Origin of the sequence: Streptomyces sp. NPDC048191 (genome assembly GCF_040652655.1) — a bacterium.
Lineage (GTDB): Bacteria > Actinomycetota > Actinomycetes > Streptomycetales > Streptomycetaceae > Streptomyces.
The window spans coordinates 45,158-62,532 of the sequence record NZ_JBEZMO010000029.1 but is presented as its reverse complement, the minus strand read 5'-3'; the positions used below and the strand labels follow the sequence as shown (position 1 = coordinate 62,532).

The 17,375-nt window shown below is 67.9% G+C and carries 15 protein-coding genes and 1 pseudogene; 9 read left to right on the top strand and 7 right to left on the bottom strand.

Features of this window, described 5'->3' with window-relative positions; genetic code table 11:
• Nucleotides 1–9 precede the first annotated feature (9 nt).
• Nucleotides 10–1,263, top strand: coding sequence for an ATP-binding protein (locus AB0D93_RS33145; protein ID WP_362127505.1), 1,254 nt, complete (start codon nt 10–12; stop codon nt 1,261–1,263).
• Nucleotides 1,264–1,563: 300 nt separating this feature from the next.
• Here AB0D93_RS33145 and AB0D93_RS33140 read toward each other — a convergent pair.
• Nucleotides 1,564–2,406: pseudogene (locus AB0D93_RS33140) on the bottom strand (transposase); the annotation flags it as partial.
• Between the two features lie 483 nt (nt 2,407–2,889).
• On the opposite strand from AB0D93_RS33140, the gene AB0D93_RS33135 reads away from it, so the two are divergent.
• The 5 genes from AB0D93_RS33135 (at nt 2,890) to AB0D93_RS33115 (ending at nt 7,496) form a co-directional block, all read left to right on the top strand.
• Nucleotides 2,890–3,021 carry a hypothetical protein gene (locus AB0D93_RS33135; RefSeq protein WP_362127502.1) on the top strand — a complete coding sequence of 44 codons (132 nt, stop codon included), beginning with the start codon at nt 2,890–2,892 and terminating at the stop codon, nt 3,019–3,021.
• 268 nt (nt 3,022–3,289) lie between these two features.
• Nucleotides 3,290–4,243 (top strand): TIM barrel protein, encoded by a 954-nt coding sequence (locus AB0D93_RS33130; RefSeq protein WP_362127499.1) that lies wholly within the window; start codon nt 3,290–3,292, stop codon nt 4,241–4,243.
• Between the two features lie 9 nt (nt 4,244–4,252).
• The gene (locus AB0D93_RS33125) at nt 4,253–5,686 is read left to right on the top strand and encodes a sugar porter family MFS transporter (protein ID WP_362127496.1); all 1,434 of its coding nucleotides are present in this window, start codon (nt 4,253–4,255) and stop codon (nt 5,684–5,686) included.
• A gap of 848 nt (nt 5,687–6,534) precedes the next feature.
• Nucleotides 6,535–6,690 (top strand): hypothetical protein, encoded by a 156-nt coding sequence (locus tag AB0D93_RS33120; RefSeq protein WP_362127592.1) that lies wholly within the window; start codon nt 6,535–6,537, stop codon nt 6,688–6,690.
• Nucleotides 6,666–7,496: a transposase gene (locus AB0D93_RS33115; RefSeq protein WP_362127571.1), complete on the top strand. Its 831-nt coding sequence runs from the start codon at nt 6,666–6,668 to the stop codon at nt 7,494–7,496. The genes AB0D93_RS33120 and AB0D93_RS33115 overlap by 25 nt, the downstream gene beginning before the upstream one ends.
• Nucleotides 7,497–7,923: 427 nt before the next feature.
• On the opposite strand, the gene AB0D93_RS33110 is transcribed toward AB0D93_RS33115, so the two are convergent.
• The 4 genes from AB0D93_RS33110 to AB0D93_RS33095 all read right to left on the bottom strand — a co-directional run bounded on the left by AB0D93_RS33110 (nt 7,924) and on the right by AB0D93_RS33095 (nt 10,780).
• Nucleotides 7,924–8,673, bottom strand: coding sequence for a transposase family protein (locus AB0D93_RS33110; RefSeq protein ID WP_362127493.1), 750 nt, complete (start codon nt 8,671–8,673; stop codon nt 7,924–7,926).
• A gap of 241 nt (nt 8,674–8,914) precedes the next feature.
• Entirely contained in the window at nt 8,915–9,172 is a 258-nt protein-coding gene (locus AB0D93_RS33105) for a WhiB family transcriptional regulator (protein WP_362127568.1), read from the bottom strand.
• Between the two features lie 144 nt (nt 9,173–9,316).
• Nucleotides 9,317–10,081, bottom strand: coding sequence for a transglycosylase SLT domain-containing protein (locus AB0D93_RS33100; protein ID WP_362127565.1), 765 nt, complete (start codon nt 10,079–10,081; stop codon nt 9,317–9,319).
• A gap of 519 nt (nt 10,082–10,600) precedes the next feature.
• On the bottom strand, nt 10,601–10,780 hold the full coding sequence (locus tag AB0D93_RS33095; protein ID WP_362127490.1) for a hypothetical protein: 180 nt from the start codon (nt 10,778–10,780) through the stop codon (nt 10,601–10,603).
• 240 nt (nt 10,781–11,020) lie between these two features.
• Here AB0D93_RS33095 and AB0D93_RS33090 point away from each other — a divergent pair, with 240 nt between their 5' ends.
• Together AB0D93_RS33090 and AB0D93_RS33085 are read left to right on the top strand one after the other, a co-directional pair.
• Nucleotides 11,021–12,700, top strand: coding sequence for a PucR family transcriptional regulator ligand-binding domain-containing protein (locus AB0D93_RS33090; RefSeq protein WP_362127487.1), 1,680 nt, complete (start codon nt 11,021–11,023; stop codon nt 12,698–12,700).
• A 365-nt stretch (nt 12,701–13,065) separates the two neighbouring features.
• Nucleotides 13,066–13,539 carry a hypothetical protein gene (locus AB0D93_RS33085; RefSeq protein ID WP_362127484.1) on the top strand — a complete coding sequence of 158 codons (474 nt, stop codon included), beginning with the start codon at nt 13,066–13,068 and terminating at the stop codon, nt 13,537–13,539.
• Between the two features lie 615 nt (nt 13,540–14,154).
• On the opposite strand, the gene AB0D93_RS33080 is transcribed toward AB0D93_RS33085, so the two are convergent.
• A complete protein-coding gene (locus AB0D93_RS33080) occupies nt 14,155–15,030 on the bottom strand; it encodes an FAD-dependent oxidoreductase (protein ID WP_362127481.1) in 876 nt (291 codons plus the stop codon).
• 351 nt (nt 15,031–15,381) lie between these two features.
• Between AB0D93_RS33080 and AB0D93_RS33075 the strand changes: the two genes are divergently transcribed.
• Nucleotides 15,382–16,212: an IclR family transcriptional regulator gene (locus AB0D93_RS33075; protein ID WP_362127478.1), complete on the top strand. Its 831-nt coding sequence runs from the start codon at nt 15,382–15,384 to the stop codon at nt 16,210–16,212.
• Between the two features lie 204 nt (nt 16,213–16,416).
• Here AB0D93_RS33075 and AB0D93_RS33070 read toward each other — a convergent pair whose 3' ends face one another.
• The gene (locus AB0D93_RS33070) at nt 16,417–17,259 is read right to left on the bottom strand and encodes an IclR family transcriptional regulator C-terminal domain-containing protein (RefSeq protein ID WP_362127476.1); all 843 of its coding nucleotides are present in this window, start codon (nt 17,257–17,259) and stop codon (nt 16,417–16,419) included.
• Nucleotides 17,260–17,375 lie beyond the last annotated feature (116 nt).

Below are 17,375 nucleotides of genomic sequence, written 5' to 3'. Positions count from 1 at the left end.
GAGAACGCAGTGGCAGGCACCGCGAAGGACATGGTCTTCGCCGAATACGGTCGGCGTGTCCAGTTGCTGCGGAATGGGTTCCGTCTGGTGCTGGCGGCGCTGCTCGCCGTGGCTGCCGTCATGGACACGCCGCACGAGCGCTGGGGAGTGCTGCTGGGGATCATCACGGTCTATGCGGCATTCACGCTGGGCGGACTGCTGTGGTGGTACGCCAGTCCCCCGCAGAAACTCTACGTTCCCGCCGTGGCCGTGTCAGGCGTCATCGACGTCCTCGCCGTCTTCCTCCTGCTGCAGCTGTCCAGCGGCCCCAACCTCTTCCTGCTGTTTCTGTTCATCCTTCCTCTTTTTTGCGCCTTCAACATTCGGCTCAGTACGACGGCCATCACCCTGGCGTTCAACGCGGCCGCCTTCGTGGTGGCTCTGACGACGGATCCCGTCGCCGTCACCGAGCTGACATGGCTTCGCGTCTGGATTCTCGTCTGCGCGCACCTGATGGTCTGCACCCTGGTCCTCTTGCTGTCAGCGGTGCACCGCAGCAGAACGTTCCGGATCGGCGAGCTCCTTGATGCCCGAGCGAATCTCCTGGCCCAGGTGGTCGGGGCAGAGGACCGGGAGCGAAAGATCGTGGCCGAAGCGATCCACGACGGGCCACTGCAGTCGATCCTGGCCTCCCGCCATGATCTGGAGGAGTTCGCCGAGACCGGCGACAGGACCGCGCTGAGCCGGGCGGACGACACGCTGACGGACGTGGCCAAGGCCCTGCGGCAGACGACTTACCAACTGCATCCGGCGGTATTGGAGACGGCCGGTCTGGCTGCGGCGCTCAGATCACTGGCGCAGACAGCACGGGCACGCGGCAGGCTGACGGCCCAATGCGATCTGTCCGAGGTCCCCGGCACTCATGACGTGCTGCTGTTCGGCATTGCGCGGGAACTGCTCGGCAATGCCGTTCGGCACTCGGGAGCCTCCCACCTGCACATCGAGCTGAAGCAGACGGACCACTCCATCTACCTGACGGTGACCGACGACGGCAGGGGCTTCGATGCGGCGATGCTGCGCGAACGCCTCTCACAGGGCCACATCGGCCTGGCATCCCTGCGTGTGCGAGTGGAGGCGGCGCACGGCAGGTTCGATTTCCTGCCCGTCTCCCACGGCACATCGGTCAGGGTCTGCCTCCCGGTGCGTATTCCCGCTTACGCACCCGGCCCGCAACGGGGAACATCGCCCCTGCTGGGCCCTGCCACGAAGGCATCCCCCATCTGAAGACCACCGCCGCGCCACCCGGGACCCTCCGTGCGCCGAGTGTTCCCAACACACATGAGCCCGCGCAGGCAGTACGCCGCTCCTGACACGGTCGCACGCGCTCTGCCGCTCGGCGGTGACTGGACAGCGCCTGCCATGCCGGCCCCCACATATCCAAGCCGACGGGCACAGCCCGGCGTTGCGCCCGCGCGCCTGCCCTCGAAAGCCGGGCCCTGAAGTCGCCGTGCCGCACGCAGTGTGGGGCCGGAGCGATCCCGCCGAGGGCGCCGTCTCCTGCCACGCCGGGACGCCAGCAGGCGACTTGGCCCACTTGCGGCCGGTGTCCTCCCGCTGCCGCGCGACCTTCTTATGCAGCTTCGCCGCCTGTGCCTGCGCCTGCCGGTAGCCCGCGGATGCGGGCTGTCCCTTCGGACGCCGACGCCTGGCCATCATCCGCTGATAGCGGGCCAGCCGCTGCGCGGCCCGCTTGCCGTGCTCGGCATGCGGCAGATCGTAGGCGTCATCGGTGGCGGTCGCGGTCTCCTTCACACCCCAGTCCACCCCGAGCACACGCCCCGTGCATGCGAGCGGTTCGCTCTGCGCGGGAACGACAAAGGACACATACCAATGTCCGAGCGTGCCCTGGTACACCCGCACACTCGACGCATCGGCCGGAAGCTCCCGCGACCACACCACCGTCAGCACAATCCCGCCCGCAAGGTGCAAGCGGCCATCCCTGAGGCGGAAACCGCGCTTCGTGTAGTTGAGGCTGGGCCGCGCCGTGCGCTTCTTCTTCCAGCGGGGCATCTGGGCCCGGCGGTGCATCGGCAACCGGTCCTTGATGTCCTTCAGCGCCTTCGCCCGAGACTTCGCGAAGTCGCGTATCACCTGCTGCTGCGGCACGCTCGCGCCCTCAGCCAGCCATGGCATCACCCCGCGTGCCTCGGTCAGCATCTTGTCCAACTGCCCCGGACCACAGGTCACCTTCTCGCCGGTCGCCCGGCTCTGCACGTGCACCTGCCTGGACTTCGCGACGCACTCATTCCAGACCCACCTACAACGCGCCCACTCCGCCTCAAGTGCGCGCCGCGCGGTAACCGACAGACGCACACGGAAGGTGTACCGGGCATACCCGGAGTCCTTCGTGGTCGCCTCTGTCGCCATGCACCCGAACCCACCTGAGAAGACTGGCAGTTGAGAGTTCTTGATCAATTGTAAGCGCGACATCACCGCCGTGCGAGGTGAACGCCGGATCGCCCTGACAGCGATCCGGCCACCCCTGCCCTGCTCCGCAGGAGTCCGATTCCTCCCCGGCCTGAAGGCCGGGGCATCCTCGGAGGAACCCGGTGAACACCCACCAGAGGCGTTCTGCGGCGCCGGCCCGCTGCCCGGCCGTCCGCGGTACCACACCTCCCACGCAAGCCTTGCGGACAAGGGCTGGAGACGAACCCCCGCGGCATCACGACGCGTTCACGTGCAGCCTCCCCCATCAGGCCCTCCGGTCGGGGGATGCCGCCCTCTCGGGGCGGGTGGCAGTTTCGAAGACAAGGAAAAACCGGTTGGCAGGACATGGCCGGGACACGCACCGGGTTCATCCGCCCGTTGATGTCACCGGTCAGGTCCCCACACAAGAAAGAGGAAAATGACATGGGCGTGGAAGTCATCGGATACGCGAAGGCCGAGCAGTTCTCCTCCGACGAGGACGTGCGAGTCACAACCCTCGCCGGGACGCTCGCCTTCGACATTGAGCGGGGCACGATCGTCGTCGGGGGCCTGTGAGTGAAACTCGGCGGCTGATCGCTCGCACGATCGTCTCCCGGCGGGCACCGGACCGTTCGGCCCGCACGCCACGACGTCGATCCAGACGAGCGACGCACCAGGGGGCGGGCACAGAGCCTGGTCTTAGGCCCGCAATCCCCACGCCGCTTGCCACTTCGCCTTGATCCCGGTCCCGCCGCGGCCCCCAGCCGCGGCGGGACCGCGGCTACACAGGGCTCGCTCGCCCTCTCCACCTCGCTGCTCCCGTCCCCTCCGCGAAGGACACGCCATGGCAACGGCGCCAACGACACCGCTCCGCACCACCGCAGGCAATCTGTGCCTGGGTTCCGCGCCCGACTCCTGGGGCATCTGGTTCCCCGAAGACGAGCACCAGGTGGCGTACACCCGTTTCCTGGACGAGCTGGCCGAAGCCGGCTACCAGTGGCTCGAACTCGGCCCGTACGGGTATCTGCCCACCGACCCGCAGCGGCTGAAGGAGGAACTGGACGCCCGCGGCCTGAAGGTCTGCGGCGGCACCGCCTTCGGCGCCCTGCACCGGCCGGGGGCCTGGGACGAGACGCTCATCGGTGTCCGCCAGGTGGCCGCACTGGCCACGGCCGCGGGCGCCCACCACCTCATCCTCATCCCTGCGATGTACCGGGATGAGAAGAGCGGCGCGTTCACCGAGTCGCCCGAGCTGACCGCCGAGCAGTGGGCGGGCTTCGGCAAGGCCGCGGACCGGCTGGGCAAAGTGCTGCTGGACGAGTACGACGTGCGGCTGGTCATCCACCCGCACGCCGACAGCCACATCCAGACCCAGCCCGAGATCGAACGGCTGCTGAACGAGTCCGACAGCCGGTACACGAACCTGTGCCTGGACACCGGCCATGTGGCGTACGGTGGCGGGGACAACCTCGACCTGATCCGCCGGTTCGGGGAACGTGTCGGATACGTCCACATCAAGCAGATGGACCCCGAGATCCTCGCCCAGGTCGCCATCGAGGACCTGTCGTTCGGCGAGGCCGTCCGGCGCGGGGTGTGCGTCTCACCGCCGGCGGGCGTACCCGACCCGGCCGACGTGATCGCCGAACTCGCGCGGTTGGACGCCGAGTTGTTCGTCGTCGTCGAGCAGGACCTGTACCCGTGTGCTCCCGACGTACCGCTGCCCATCGCCGTACGCACCCGTGAGCACCTGGCCGGCTGCGGTCTGAGCGCGGCCCGACGCCCGGCCAGCACCCGGTAGGAGGCGGCCATGAACGTCAAAGACGACGCGATCAAGGCCCCTGCGGCAATCTCCCGCCGGCTGCGGCTGATCACCGTCATCGCCACCTTCGGCGGACTGCTCTTCGGCTACGACACCGGCGTCATCAACGGCGCCCTGCCCTACATGAGCAAGGACCTCGGGCTGACCCCGGTCACGGAGGGCATGGTCACCAGCTCACTGCTGCTCGGCGCCGCGCTCGGCGCGGTCGCCGGTGGACGCATGTCGGATGCCCGCGGCAGGCGCCGCACCATCCTCACCCTCGCCGTGCTGTTCTTCGCCGGCGCGCTCGGCGCCACCCTCGCCCCCACCACCGCGGTCATGATCGTGGCCCGCTTCGTGCTCGGCCTCGCGGTCGGCGGCGCGTCGGTGACCGTACCGGTCTACCTCGCGGAGATCTCCCCCGCCGAGCGGCGCGGCGCACTGGTCACCCGCAACGAACTGATGATCGTCAGCGGGCAGTTGCTCGCCTTCACCTCCAACGCGATCATCGCCCACCTCGGCAGCGAGTCCGGCGGCATCTGGCGCTGGATGCTGGTCATCGCCACCATCCCGGCGGTCGTGCTCTGGTTCGGCATGCTCGTCATGCCCGAGAGCCCGCGCTGGCTGGCCTCCCAGACCCGCTTCACCGAAGCACTGGACGTCCTCAAACAGGTACGGGAACGGACCCGGGCCGAGGCCGAGCTGGCCGAAGTCTCCGCGCTCGCCGTCAAGGACGAGCAGGAAAAGCTCGGCGGCTGGCAGGACATGAAGACCACACCCTGGGTGCGCAAGCTGATGTTCATCGGCTTCGGCATCGCGATCGTGCAGCAGATCACCGGCGTCAACACGATCATGTACTACGGCACGCAGATCCTCACCGACGCCGGCTTCACCTCCAACAGCGCGCTGAGCGCGAACATCGCCAACGGCGTCATCTCGGTGCTGGCGACCTTCGTCGGCATCTGGCTGCTGGGCCGCGTCAACCGCCGCCCGCTGCTGATGACCGGACTGGTCGGCACCACGGCCGCGCTGTTGCTGATCGGCGTGTTCTCCCTGGTGCTGCCGGCCGGCGAGGGCCGCGCGTATGCGGTGCTCGCCATGACGGTGACCTTCCTCGCCTTCCAGCAGGGCGCGATCTCGCCGGTGACCTGGCTGATGCTCTCGGAGATCTTCCCGATGCGGATGCGCGGCTTCGGCATGGGCGTCGCGGCGGTGGCGCTGTGGATGACGAACTTCGTCATCGGCCTGGGCTTCCCGCCCTTGGTGTCCGCCATCGGCGTCTCCAACACCTTCTTCCTCTTCGTGGTGGCCGGGATCTTCTCGTTCACTTTCGTCAAGCTCCACGTCCCCGAGACCAAGGGCCGCACCCTGGAAACCCTCGAAGCCGAACTCCGGACGGCGGCCTGTGCTCACACCGTTCCCCGTACGGTGGCGGCACGTTGAGAACCTTTTGCTCCCCCACGGCAAGGAAGGGAGCGCAGCGCACCGTGACTTCGATGCTCGCGCTGCACCTGCTCCAGTCCGTACTCGGGTCCTGCTGACCCTCTGGGGAGACCTGCATGCCCGTTGACACCCCGCCCTGCAGCAGGTCCACGGCAGAGGCTGACCCTGGCTATTCAGTGGTCGAGCCACGCCCTGACAGTAGAAAGGTGCCGCTGGCCTGCGAGGATGCGAGTGTCTAGGCCGTATCCGGTGCAGGAGTCAGGACACCTTTGTGGTGAGCGAGCGTACAGGGCGGGACCGCGGGTTGCCGGTGGCAGCCGAGGGAAGGGGCTGGTCGGGCATGCGCGGGCTGTGCTGCTGCGCCGTCTGGCGGACCGGGTGGGGCTGACGCGAGGGCTCGCGGGGGTGCTCCCGTCCAGCTTGAGCGCCGGGTGGCGTGAGCGGGCCGGGGTGCTCATCCAACCTGCCGTTGCGATCGGGCTGGGCGCACGCAGTCTGCTGGAGGCCGAGCAGCTTCAGCTCCACCACCGGGGACTTTTCGGCACTGCGGTCTCGGATTCGACGATGCGCAGGCTGCTGGCGGGACTGGACGACACGGTCCTGATCAAGATCGCGAAGGTGCGGCGGCGGGTGCGCCGGCACGTGTGGATGCTGCTCCGTCTGCGGCCGGGTGGCTTTCCGTGGCTCACCGTCGCCTGGCGGCATCTAAAGGGATGGGGTGTCGTCGACCTGGACGCCACGATCATCACGAGCGCGTCCAAGAAAGAAGGGGCCGCGGCCACGTCAAGGGCACGTTCGGCTTCCACCCGCTGGGCGGCTGGTGCGCGAACACCGGCGAGAGCCTTGCGTTGGAGCTACGCGCGGGCAACGCGGGCGCGAACACCGTGGACGACCACGTGCGCATCCTCACCGCCTGCATGCAGCAGATCCCCCACTCCTCGCAGGGCAAGCTGGTCGACGGCGCGGGGCCACCCACGGTCTGCTGGAGCATCTCGAGGCGCTGAACACCAAGCGGCGCACGGTCCGCTATACCGTCGGCTGGAAGATCACACCCGAGGACGAGGCCGCGATCGCGAAGCTCCCCGAAAGTGCGTGGGAGACTTCACTCACCCAGGACGGCCAGCTTCAAGCGGGCTACCACGTCGCGGAGTTGACCGGCCTGAACACCCGTGAGGGCTGGCCGGACGGCATGCGATTGATCGTCCGCCGCGTCCGCCCCTCCGGGCGGCAGATGAAGAAGCTGACCGACTTCGAGAAGAGGACCGGCTGGTGGTACTCGATCAGCGCCACCAGCATCCGGCATCTATGGGGCATCGCCGGCTCCCACCAGATCCAGTTCCTCGACGCCTTCCACCGCGACCACGCCGAAGTCGAAGACCGCGTGCGCACGAACAAGACGATGGACCTGGCGAACCTCCCGTCCACGTCGTGGGACGTCAACACCGGCTGGATGCTCGCCGCAAACCTCGCCTGCGACCTCGATGCCTGGTTCCGCCTGCTCACCCTCCACGACCACGACGAACTGACCCACGCGGAGCCACAGACCATGCGCTTCCGCCTGACAGCCGGGCCCCTGCCACAACGAGGACCAGGAAGGAAGACAACCCGCACTCTCCGGGCCCGTGGAACCCGGCGCAGCCGCGGCGTTACGCGACGCCCCGCCCCTCACCCGCACAGGACATTACGGGCGAACCGTCGCACCGGTCAGCGACTCAACCCCGCTGACGAATCGAGGCCAAGGGGGGAGTTTCCTCCGATCGATCCTCTGATCGGCTCTGTCGAACGAGACCGGGAGCGGGCAGTTTGGTGATGAGAGTTGGACTCTCGGGCTGAAGAGAGCGCGTCTCAATCAGTGCTCGCAGCTCCGCCGCCAGAAGCTGGGACACCCAAAGAATAGAGGAGAATGATGGACATCAGGGATATTTTCGCCAGGCTATGACACTCATGTGAACGCGGACGAACTCGCTGCTCAGGCAGACGCAGAAGAGTTGTATTCAGGTTCCTCCCACCCCACGCAGCAGCAGAGCATCTGCGCTTGTGCCCTCGCGTGATCACTTCCCGGGGTCTTCCCCAACGCGGGTGGTTTGGGTTGAGCTTGGCGTTTAACGTCGCAGGTCACCCGACCTGCTGATCTGCGGTTCTTTCCGGGACAGCAGGGGCGGCCGTTCTTCACGCTTCGAGATGTCTAGTCATGAAGTACAAGAGAACGGCCGCTGTGTATGAGTCTGTGAGGTCTTTCAGCGCTGCCGCTCCAGGGTGTGGACGGCCGCGGCGATTGACGTCATTCGGTTCGGGCTGCACCTTGATCTGCGGAAGATGCGCCAGGACTTCAGTCGTGCCACGCCACGCTCGACCGGTGCCCGCGCCGCGGACAGCGCACGGTTGACGGTTTGCTGGGTCGGTGTGAGTTCTCGGCCCGGCGGGCGTCTGAGGGATGTTGTCACCCACGGGCCGGCGCCCATGTAGGCCCTGTCGGCGAGGATCGGGGCGCCTTGGCGCTCACAGATCCGGATGATCCGGTGGGTGCGGGCCGCCGTCAGGTCGTGAGCGCGGCCGGGTAGTGCAGGCGAGATCCACAGCAGCCGCCCCGCCGGGTCGGTCACCACCTGCACGTTCACTCCGTGCCGGCGGTGCTTGTGGGAGTAGTCTGCGCGGCTGTCGCCGACCCGGTCGCACTCGGCAAGCATGCCGTCCAACAGGACGTAGCCGGGGCCGGCTTCACGCAGCGCGCGCAGGAGGCCGGGCGCGCGGTCGGCGAGCAGACCGATCACCGCGGCCGTGTAGGCGTGGGCGGTGCCGATCGAGATTCCGAAGCCGGCCGCAAGCTGCGCGAGAGTGATGTGCTGGCGCAGGTACACCAGACCGACCAGAGCACGCTGGTGCGGTGGGAGCTTGCAGCGGCGGTCACCCTCGCGGGTGACGATCAGCATGGTGACCCACTCGACCAGGGCATGAGGCAGGTCGACTGCGGCAGGATAGAGAACCAACAAGGCTCCTGTGCCAGCGAGTTGAGACGTCGAACACCTCCCTCAACGGCACGGGAGCCTTGTCCGTTGCGGACACCTACGCCGTCACCCGATCAGTGGCCGCGCTGAAAGACCTCACTCACTCGACTTTGAAGAGCAGCAGTTGAAGGCCCCCTCAACCGCTCGTGATCTGCAGAAAGACGATGTGACCACAGGCGCTGGGGGCGCATCATGTCCGCGACTGTCGGCGATCACCCGGGCCTCAGGGCTGATGTTGCGTGCCTGCCGCCTTCAGCAAGTCGCTCCATGAGGCCACCGTCGGCCGGCGGCGCAGCAGCGCCCGCCGCTGGCGTGCGGTCATGCCGCCCCAGATACCGAAGTCCATGCGCTGGTCCAGCGCGTAGGCAAGGCATTCGGTCCGGACCGAGCAGCCGCGGCACAGCGATCTGTTGCGGCTTTGCGCGGCGCCTTCCACGAACCATTCCTCCGGGTCGATGCCCCGGCACCCGGCATGCCCCATCCAATGCGTTGCGGCATTCACTTTGAGTAATTCCCTGTCGTGAGAAGGTGGTTGGAGTGCAGCTTTGATGCCATTGCTTGCGGTGACGTGGCCGGCCTCGTTGAGCTGCACTTGCGTCGTAAGGACACCGCCGGTGTCACGTGATCAGTAGGCGCCGTACACGTTGTCGATCGAACCGTAGCGGTGGGCGGCGTAGTTGCATGCTGCCGCTATGTTGGCGACCGGGTCGAAGGGGTCCGTCGAAGTCCCCGGCACATGGTAGGTCTTGAAGGTGGGGTCGATGACTTGCAGAAGACCTTTGGACGGTGTTCCGGCAGCGGCGTTGGAGTCCCAGTTGTTCACGGCTTTCGGATTCCCGGAGGACTCCCGCATAATATTGCGGTAGATCCCCTGGTAGGTTCCGGGGATGTGGTGGCGGCCCATGACGTCCAATGCCTCACGGATCCAGCCGTCGAGGTTGTCGGGATAGGTCTTCTTCTGTGTCCCGGACGTGCTCTGGATCTGTCCGCCGCCCTGGCCCGGGGAGGCGGCCGACGCCGGATTGCCGCTGATCACGAGCTTCATGCCCGGTTGGATCAGCGAGGGGTCGTCGCCGATCGTGCGCCGGTTGTCCTGGTACAGCTTCTGCCAGCCGGGCAGCGAGAGCCTTGCCGCGATCTCGGACAGGCAGTCTCCTGCGGCAACGGTGTAGGTGGCCGGGGGGAGTTGCTGTGGAGAGAAAGAGAGGCGTTCTGGGAACGCCGTGGATTGCGTGACAGCCGCGGCGGCCTGCGGCGCACCGAAAGCGGAGGCCGCCGCGGCGAGAGGCAGGGCGCATACGGCGCATATGGCTCCGCAGGTTCCCGCGGCTGTGAGGCAGATCTTCATCCGGGCGATCAGGGGACGGCGGCGTCTTCCTGTTCTTGGCATGGCTGACCCTCTCCTGGTGCGTGCGAGGTTGGCTGCCGGGTTCCGATGGGAGTGCTCTGCCGGCTCACGTAGTGCAGCCGCACTCCAAGCGGCGCCGGAATTCAGGCACTGCGGCAGCGTCGGGTCGCCAAGTCCCGCTGCTGAATGGTTGAGGATGCAGCCTTCTTGGCTGCTGCGGATTCGGCGGTCACCCGAAGTGACCCGAACCGTAGGCGCGCCGTCCATGGGAGACAAGCCTTGAATTCATCCGGCAGGCGGATTGCATGGCTGCCGGGCAGTGGACTCGCCGGGCACCTGAGCCGCGTCCAGCGCCAACTGCCCCGTGAATTCACGTGAGTTGACCGCACCGTGGCTCCAGGAAGAAGTCCCGCGTGATGGGCGTCACAGCTCCGGTCGCACCCCTGGCCTGCGCAGCCCAGTTGCGGTGTACGCAACGCGGGTGGCGCAGGGCTTCCTCCGCAGGCACATACATGCGTGGGGACCGCTCGACCGAAGGGGGCTCGCGATGCCGCCCGGGCTCTAGTCGGCCGGGCGGCGCTGCTTGGGCACGTGGAGGCCGGAGGCTTGCGCCGCGCCGGACGCTTGAGCCCGCTTGCCCGCGAACCGGGGGTTGGTGGCGATGTAGACGATCCTGCGCGTCCTCATGCACACCACCGCGTAGAGCCGGCCGATTTGCCGCACGATGTTTGCGTGGCCCATCGCGACCTCCGCTTCCCTTCACAGGAAGGTATGGAAGAGGCAGGGTACGAAAATCCGCGATATACGGACATTCCGGTTGCCCCGGTTGCATCGGGTGCCGTTGCAATCTGAGCAACCGTGGTTGGCCGCGCTCATCATGATTTCTACGCTGTGCGCCTGTACAAAGCGCTCGGGGGCGTCGTGTCTACGACCTGTCGGGGGAATGGATCGCAGCCGAGCAGGGCGTAGCTGGAGCAGAACATGGTAAGTCTGGCGGATGTGCTCGGCTTGGAAGTCGTAGCGCGGAGCACACCCAACGTGGTCGTTGGGCACGAGTATCTCTCTGTGCCTGTCCGGTGGGTGCACACCAATGAGATGGCGTGGCCCAGTCAAATGCCACAGGCCGGACAGTTGGTCCTCACCAGCGGGATCAATCTTCCCGATGACGCCCAGGCGCTCGATGCCCTGTTGGCCGCGCTGGCCGAGGCGAGAGTGTCGGGGCTGGTGGTCCTGCTGGGTCTGTGCTTCGAGGGCGTGCTGCCGAAGGCACTGGTCCGTGCCGCTGAACGGCACCGGATTGCGCTGGTGACACTGCAGCCGCCGGCGAAACTGGCCGAGATCGCCGAGGCCGTCAACCTTGTCATCGCGGACAGGCGGTTGGCTGTCCTGACAGCGGCGGAGGAAGCGCACCAGGTCTTTACGGAGCTTGCTCTCGAGGGCGCCGGCCCCTGGGAAGTCGTGCACCAGATCGCTCTTCTCTCGGGCCGCCCGGTGGTCCTGGAGAACCTGGCGCACCAAGTGCTGGCCTACGACTGCGCGAACGAGGACCCGGCTCACCTCCTGGCCGATTGGGAGGATCAGTCCCGGCAGATCCCCACGCGGAACCTGCCCAGCCACGCCGCGGAGGACGAGTGGCTGACCGCCACGGTCAGTGCGCGGGGCAGGGACTGGGGACGTCTTTTGCTGCTGCCCGCGCGCCGCAGGGGCCACGCGCCGCACGCGGCCCCCGCCGGGGACCGGTCGGAACTGCCGCCTTTGACCCTGAAAAGAGGAGCGGAGACCCTCGCACTGAACCAGCTGATCGGGGCCAGCGAGGAGTATGTGGAACGGCAGGCGCACGCGGCCTTGCTCAGAGCCGTCCTGGCCCACTCCCTCACGGCCAAGGAAGCGGCGCTGCGCTCGCGTGCCATGGGCCTTCCGGTGGAAAACTGCCGGCTCGTCGGCATCGCCATCCGCCAGCGCGGCAGTCATCGGCCCTCACGCTCGGACGTGCGCTGTCTGGAGGACATCGTCGTCACCGCACTGCAGCGTCAGCAGGTCCGTGCCCTCATGGCGGCGCTCGACAACGGGATTGTGGCGGTCCTGATGATGGCGGACGAACACGAAGACACCACGAAGGTCGTCGATTCCCTCTCCCGCGCCGTTCGGGAGCTGGCCAAGGAGTGCTTCGGTCCCGCCGCCCCGGGCGGCACGAGGGAACACAAAATCGTCATCACGGTCGGCAGGCCGGTGCATTCCATCCATGACGCACGACACACTTTGACTTCGGCCATGCAGGCCCTCGGAGTGGTGTTGCGCAGTGACCAGCCGGTCGACCGCCCGTACATCAGGGCGCAGGACATGCGGCTGACAGGTCTGCTGCGGCTGCTGCACGACGACTGCCGCCTGCAGAGCTACGTGGAGAACGAACTGGGCCCGCTTCTTGAGTACGATGCCCGGCACGGCACCCGTCTCACGTCCGTGCTGGCCTGCTACCTCGACGCCGGACGCAACAAGACGGCCGCGGCCGAGGCGGCCCAGATATCCCGGCCGTCACTGTATGAGCGCCTCGAGCGCATCGCCCGTATCCTCGCCGTCGATCTCGAGGACCCACGTTCTTGTCTCTCCCTGCAGGTGGCGACGCAGGCCCTGCAGGTCATGCGGCAACACAACACCTTGTAGCCGCACCGCCACGGCCGCGGGCCGGGCACCGGTGCGCGCGATGAGGGCGCCTGCCCCGTCGGCTTCGTCTCTTCGGGTCGCTTGCTCAGCCGCGCGTACGGTGTTCGCTCCCGAGGGCTGTGTGTTCAGGCAGCCCGCCACACGTGCTGGGCGGCCGCGGGCGGTGGGGCCGGGCAGTTCCGCGGTGCCGACACCGGGCCGGGCCGTTGGTGACACACACCGGCGACTGCGTCGATGTCGTCACAGCGGCCCGAAAGTTTCCCAACGATGACCACTTCGAGATGTCGAATGAGTAGGTGTCCATCCTTGTCCCTCCATATCCCGCATGTTCATGCGGGACGGCAGGTCCCCCGAGGACGGTGACGGTGAAGCATCCCCGTATCAATCCCGCCAAATCGCTGGTCGAAGCGGACGTCGTTCACGATGGTGGAGCAATCGCCGCCGGCGGGCGGCTTGCCTCGCGACGAGCGTGGCCTGGCTCGGTGGCCGCGCCGAGCTCCGAGTTGTTCGTGCAGTCGGCCAAGGACTGGCTGTTCTGTCTGGGGCCCAGCAGATGGAAGTTCGTTCCCGTGCTGCACCGTCAGCCGGTGCTCCTGGCCCGGTTGGTGCGATCCCACCTGGAGGCGGGAATGGCCAGCGCCACGTTGAACGGGCGCACCGCCCGAGACGGCCTTGCACACCTCAGCCTCAAGTTCGGTGACGTCGCTGACTTCATCGACGTCACCGAACAGGAATACAGGTATTTGCAGGCCCTGGCACTGCAAGTGCGGCTGGTCGAGGCTGAGCTGCAGCGCAGGTCCGCCCTGGGCGGTCAGCCGAAGGGACCCGAGTGTGTGTGAGGGCGGTCTCCTTCACGGATGGCGTCGCAAGCCCGCGCGGCTGGGACAGTGGGGGGACCAGGGACAGAGGGAGAGCACCACGCCGAGCCGCGCAGACCGCCTCGGTCCGGCATCGCGCCGCCACTGCCCCGCACCCCCCGTTCCTGCCCCTCGCTGCACAACAGGTGCTGCCGGCTCGTGCGCTGAGGCAGTCGGCCCGCACACACATGCCCGGCGGTGGCCGCGGCGTTGGGCAGGCCCTCGTGCGCGGCCGAGCGCGCGGCGCACACGGCGCCTTGCCGCCCGAGGCCGCCGACGAAAGCACAGCCGGGCGGGCCCAAAGCGGCCTCCCGGGTCGGGCGCTTGTGACGCAGGAATCGGGCCGCCGCTTCACACCGCGCCGCGCGTTTCGGCCTCACGCCCTGTCCGGCCAACCGGATCGCCGCCGTGGCCGACCCCTGCAGGTGGCATGGCTGCCGCCGCGCCGGCCCCTTGCGACCGTGTGGATGCAAGGGTGCGGTGGTGCGGCCGGCGCGCGGGCAGCGGGCAGCACCGTCGCAAAGGCCGCCGACAGCCCCGGAGATGTCCGTGCAACCTGCCCGGGTGCGGCGCTGGAAGCGCAGTGATCGTACTCCTCTAGCACGGGGAGGGCCGGTACGCGGGCTTGAGGGCCCGGGTGCCTTCGATGATCGCGTCTTCCAGCCCGCCGGGTTCCACGGCGTCGGCCACGCGCGTGACGCACGGGTGCGTGGATATCTCCGACCACAACGCATCGTTGGGGATCCGGCCCGGCGCAACGACGACGGCTCCGACGTGGTCGGCGACCGGCCTGTCCGAACCGACGGACAGGTCACGCAGGACGAGACGACGCTCCTGGCCCTGGACAACGAGCTGGTGTCGGGGCAGGACGAGGACGGACAGCGCCTCCAAACGGGCGAGATACGCTGCCTGTTCACGGGCGCGCAGCCTATGGCCCGGGGCAGCGCGCTCGGTGACCAGATACACCGCATGCCCGTGTGTGGCCAGCACTTCGGCGGCATCGAGCGCCGACCATTCACCGTCCTTGTCGATCACCACGACCGAGCCGGACAGCGGAGCCGGCCGGAGAATCGCGGTCCAGGCCCCCAGGACCGCGCAACGACCCGGCAGCGTGGGCGGGGCCCCGGACGGACGCGCACCCGTGGCCACCACGATCCGGTCCCACACAGCACATTCATCCTTGGTGACCAGAGTTCTCAGCCTCACCTCGACGGCGGTTTCCTTCAGTTCCGCCTCCGCCCAGGCCAGCCATCGCCCCCACAACTCGCGGTGGGCAAGTGCCCGGCCGGCAATGGACAGTTGCCCACCGAGATGGGCGTTGCGTTCAGCGAGAACGACGCCGTATCCCTGTCTGGCCGCCGCCGTGGCGGCCGCCACACCCGCGGGCCCTCCCCCGACCACCAGGAGCCGGCCCGGCCCCCCGTCCTTCAAGCCGCCCCCGCCTACACGACGCTGTCTCCCGTACCCGGTCATGCACTGACGGTCCACGGCTCCACCTTCCCGGCGACGCGCATTGAGGATCGCCGACGGGATCACCTCGCTGCGGGCTGCCCGGCCTGCGCATCCTCACCTCCGCCGGGTCGACTGCCTGCCCCGAGTCGACCCGGCGGAGTTCAAGCAATGCGCGACAGTAGGTGGCATTCGGGAGAGAAGACAAACTCTATTGCGATGTGCGCAACTGGCCACTCCGCCTGGAATTGAGCGGGCAGGGTCGAGCCGTAGTCGCGTTACCTCCATCACGGCAAACGCTCTGGAAGCCGATGAGTGGGCGGCATAAGATGCGGCAACCGCAGTTGCCTGAGCCGCACCCAAGGGGAGCATGATGTGAGCGCAGCGCGCACGGCCATCGGTCTCCGCCGGGATCTGGAGATCCTGGAAGTTCTCCGAAGCCCTGAGGCGACCCGGGGACCGGGGCTGAGTGTCACCCGTATTTCCGAACTGACCGGGCGTGAAAAAAGTCAGGTGTCCCGCGCTCTGGCGGGCATGCGCGAGGAAGGCCTGGTGGACCGGGATCCGGGGACCATGGCCTATCGATGCGGCTGGCGGCTCTACGCTCTCGCAGCGGCCACCGGTGAGAGCCGGCTGGTGCATACGGCCGGCCCTTTCCTGCGCCGGCTTGTTTCCCAGATCCACGAGACCGCCTATTTGCGCGTGCTGCGCGGCCGGAATGTGATGACCCTGCTGACCGAGCCTTCCCCACATGCTTTTCGCAGCCTCGGGTGGGAAGGCCTTACCCTGCCCATCACGCAGACCTCAGCGGGCCGTGTCCTTATTTCCGACTGGGAGGATGACGTCGTGCGGGCCTGCTTCACCGACGAAGTGACACGGTACGGTCACGGGATGCGGCAGGTGCAAACAGCCGGGGCATTGATCGATGAGCTGCAGCTGATCCGTACGGCGGGGTATGCGAAAGTCGACGGCGAACTCGAAGACGGTCTGGTCGGCGTTGCCGCCCCGGTACGCGACTGGCGTGGACGGCTGGTTGCCGCCATCAACGTCGGCGCCCCCCGCAGCCGTCTCCATCACCAACTCGATGCCGCCGGCAGAGTCACTCTTCGATGTGCCACACAGCTCTCCCGCACACTCGGCTACAGCGGCGCCCTCGGCGATCCGGGAGCCGACAGCACGGGCTCGGCGCCCCACGCTGGGCCGTGAAGTGCGGCGCATCGGCATGCGCTTCGAACGGTTCTGCCCCAGTCGTGCCCGCCCTGCCTCAGGGGCCGCGGCGGCGCCCGCAATCCGCCGGCCGCAGCCGGGTCAAGGCCAGCCCTCCCCTGATGAACAGCGAAGACAGGGTCCATGGGGCCGGCCCTCGCCCCGCACACCCCTGGGCGAGGCATGGGGCGTGCCCTGCGGCCTTCAGCCGGGCACGGCCGCGCCCGGGCAGCCCGGTGTGAGGCATCGGCGCGGCTCGGTCACTGTCGGGGGTCTGGCCACGTGGGTGGGCTCCGAGTGGCCCAGTGCGTGCGAGAGCTGCGCGGCACAGCGCAGGGTCGCGCGGATGACAGCGTCGTGCGTGGAGGGGGTCCGGTCCGGGTGCACGGGGACGCTGACGGCGGCCACCGCCCGGGCCGTGAAGTCCCGTACGGGCGCTGCGATACCGTCCCACTTGTTGTGGAACTCCCCGTCGAGGTGCGCGTATCCGGCATGACGTATCCGGCGCAGTTCCCTGAGCATCTCATCGGGGCCGGAGAGGCCGGGCGCGGCGGGTGTATGAGCAAACGCGCGGCGTGCGACGCTCTCCTCCCACTCACTGATCAGTACCCGCCCGGCAGAAGTGGACAGAGCCGGAACGCGCACCGCGCCCGGGCCGCCGGCGCGGCTGCGGTTCGTATTGGGCTCCGCCAACAAAACCGTGACGTGGCAGTCGCGCAGCGCGCACAGATAGGCGGGCCTGCCCAGCGACGCGGCCAGACGTTCCAGGCGGGGGCGGGCCGCGTGGACGAGGTGGCTGTCTTTGGTGGCTGCCGCCAGGTCGAACAGGCGCCAGCCGCACCGGTAGGCCAGGGTTTCGGGGTCGCGTTCGACGAGGCCCGCCTGGAGCATCCCCGCCAACGCGCGTGACACCTGGCTCTTTTGCCGCCGGCTCAGCTCCGCGATGCGATTGACTCCCAGGCCCGACGACGTGATCGCCTCCTGGCTGCTGAGGACATTCAGCAGATCCAGGTCCCGGCGCAGTCCGGAGGCCATCTGTGCGGTCATCACGACCCCTCTTTCCGGTGTGTCACTTTGATCGTGGCGGGCCCGTCACCTTGGGAACCGCTCGCCTGTCGGACGGCTCGGTGCCGCCCTCGCCTTCTCGGTGGAATGCGGCCGCG

Excerpts from the sequence above, each read along its gene's own strand:
- AB0D93_RS33135 (WP_362127502.1), top strand. The coding sequence starts at position 2,890 with ATGGGCGTGGAAGTCATCGGATACGCGAAGGCCGAGCAGTTCTCCTCC.
- AB0D93_RS33130 (WP_362127499.1), top strand. The coding sequence starts at position 3,290 with ATGGCAACGGCGCCAACGACACCGCTCCGCACCACCGCAGGCAATCTG.
- AB0D93_RS33125 (WP_362127496.1), top strand. The coding sequence starts at position 4,253 with ATGAACGTCAAAGACGACGCGATCAAGGCCCCTGCGGCAATCTCCCGC.
- AB0D93_RS33105 (WP_362127568.1), bottom strand. The coding sequence starts at position 9,172 with ATGGGGCATGCCGGGTGCCGGGGCATCGACCCGGAGGAATGGTTCGTG.
- AB0D93_RS33100 (WP_362127565.1), bottom strand. The coding sequence starts at position 10,081 with ATGCCAAGAACAGGAAGACGCCGCCGTCCCCTGATCGCCCGGATGAAG.
- AB0D93_RS33095 (WP_362127490.1), bottom strand. The coding sequence starts at position 10,780 with ATGGGCCACGCAAACATCGTGCGGCAAATCGGCCGGCTCTACGCGGTG.
- AB0D93_RS33090 (WP_362127487.1), top strand. The coding sequence starts at position 11,021 with ATGGTAAGTCTGGCGGATGTGCTCGGCTTGGAAGTCGTAGCGCGGAGC.
- AB0D93_RS33080 (WP_362127481.1), bottom strand. The coding sequence starts at position 15,030 with ATGACCGGGTACGGGAGACAGCGTCGTGTAGGCGGGGGCGGCTTGAAG.
- AB0D93_RS33070 (WP_362127476.1), bottom strand. The coding sequence starts at position 17,259 with ATGACCGCACAGATGGCCTCCGGACTGCGCCGGGACCTGGATCTGCTG.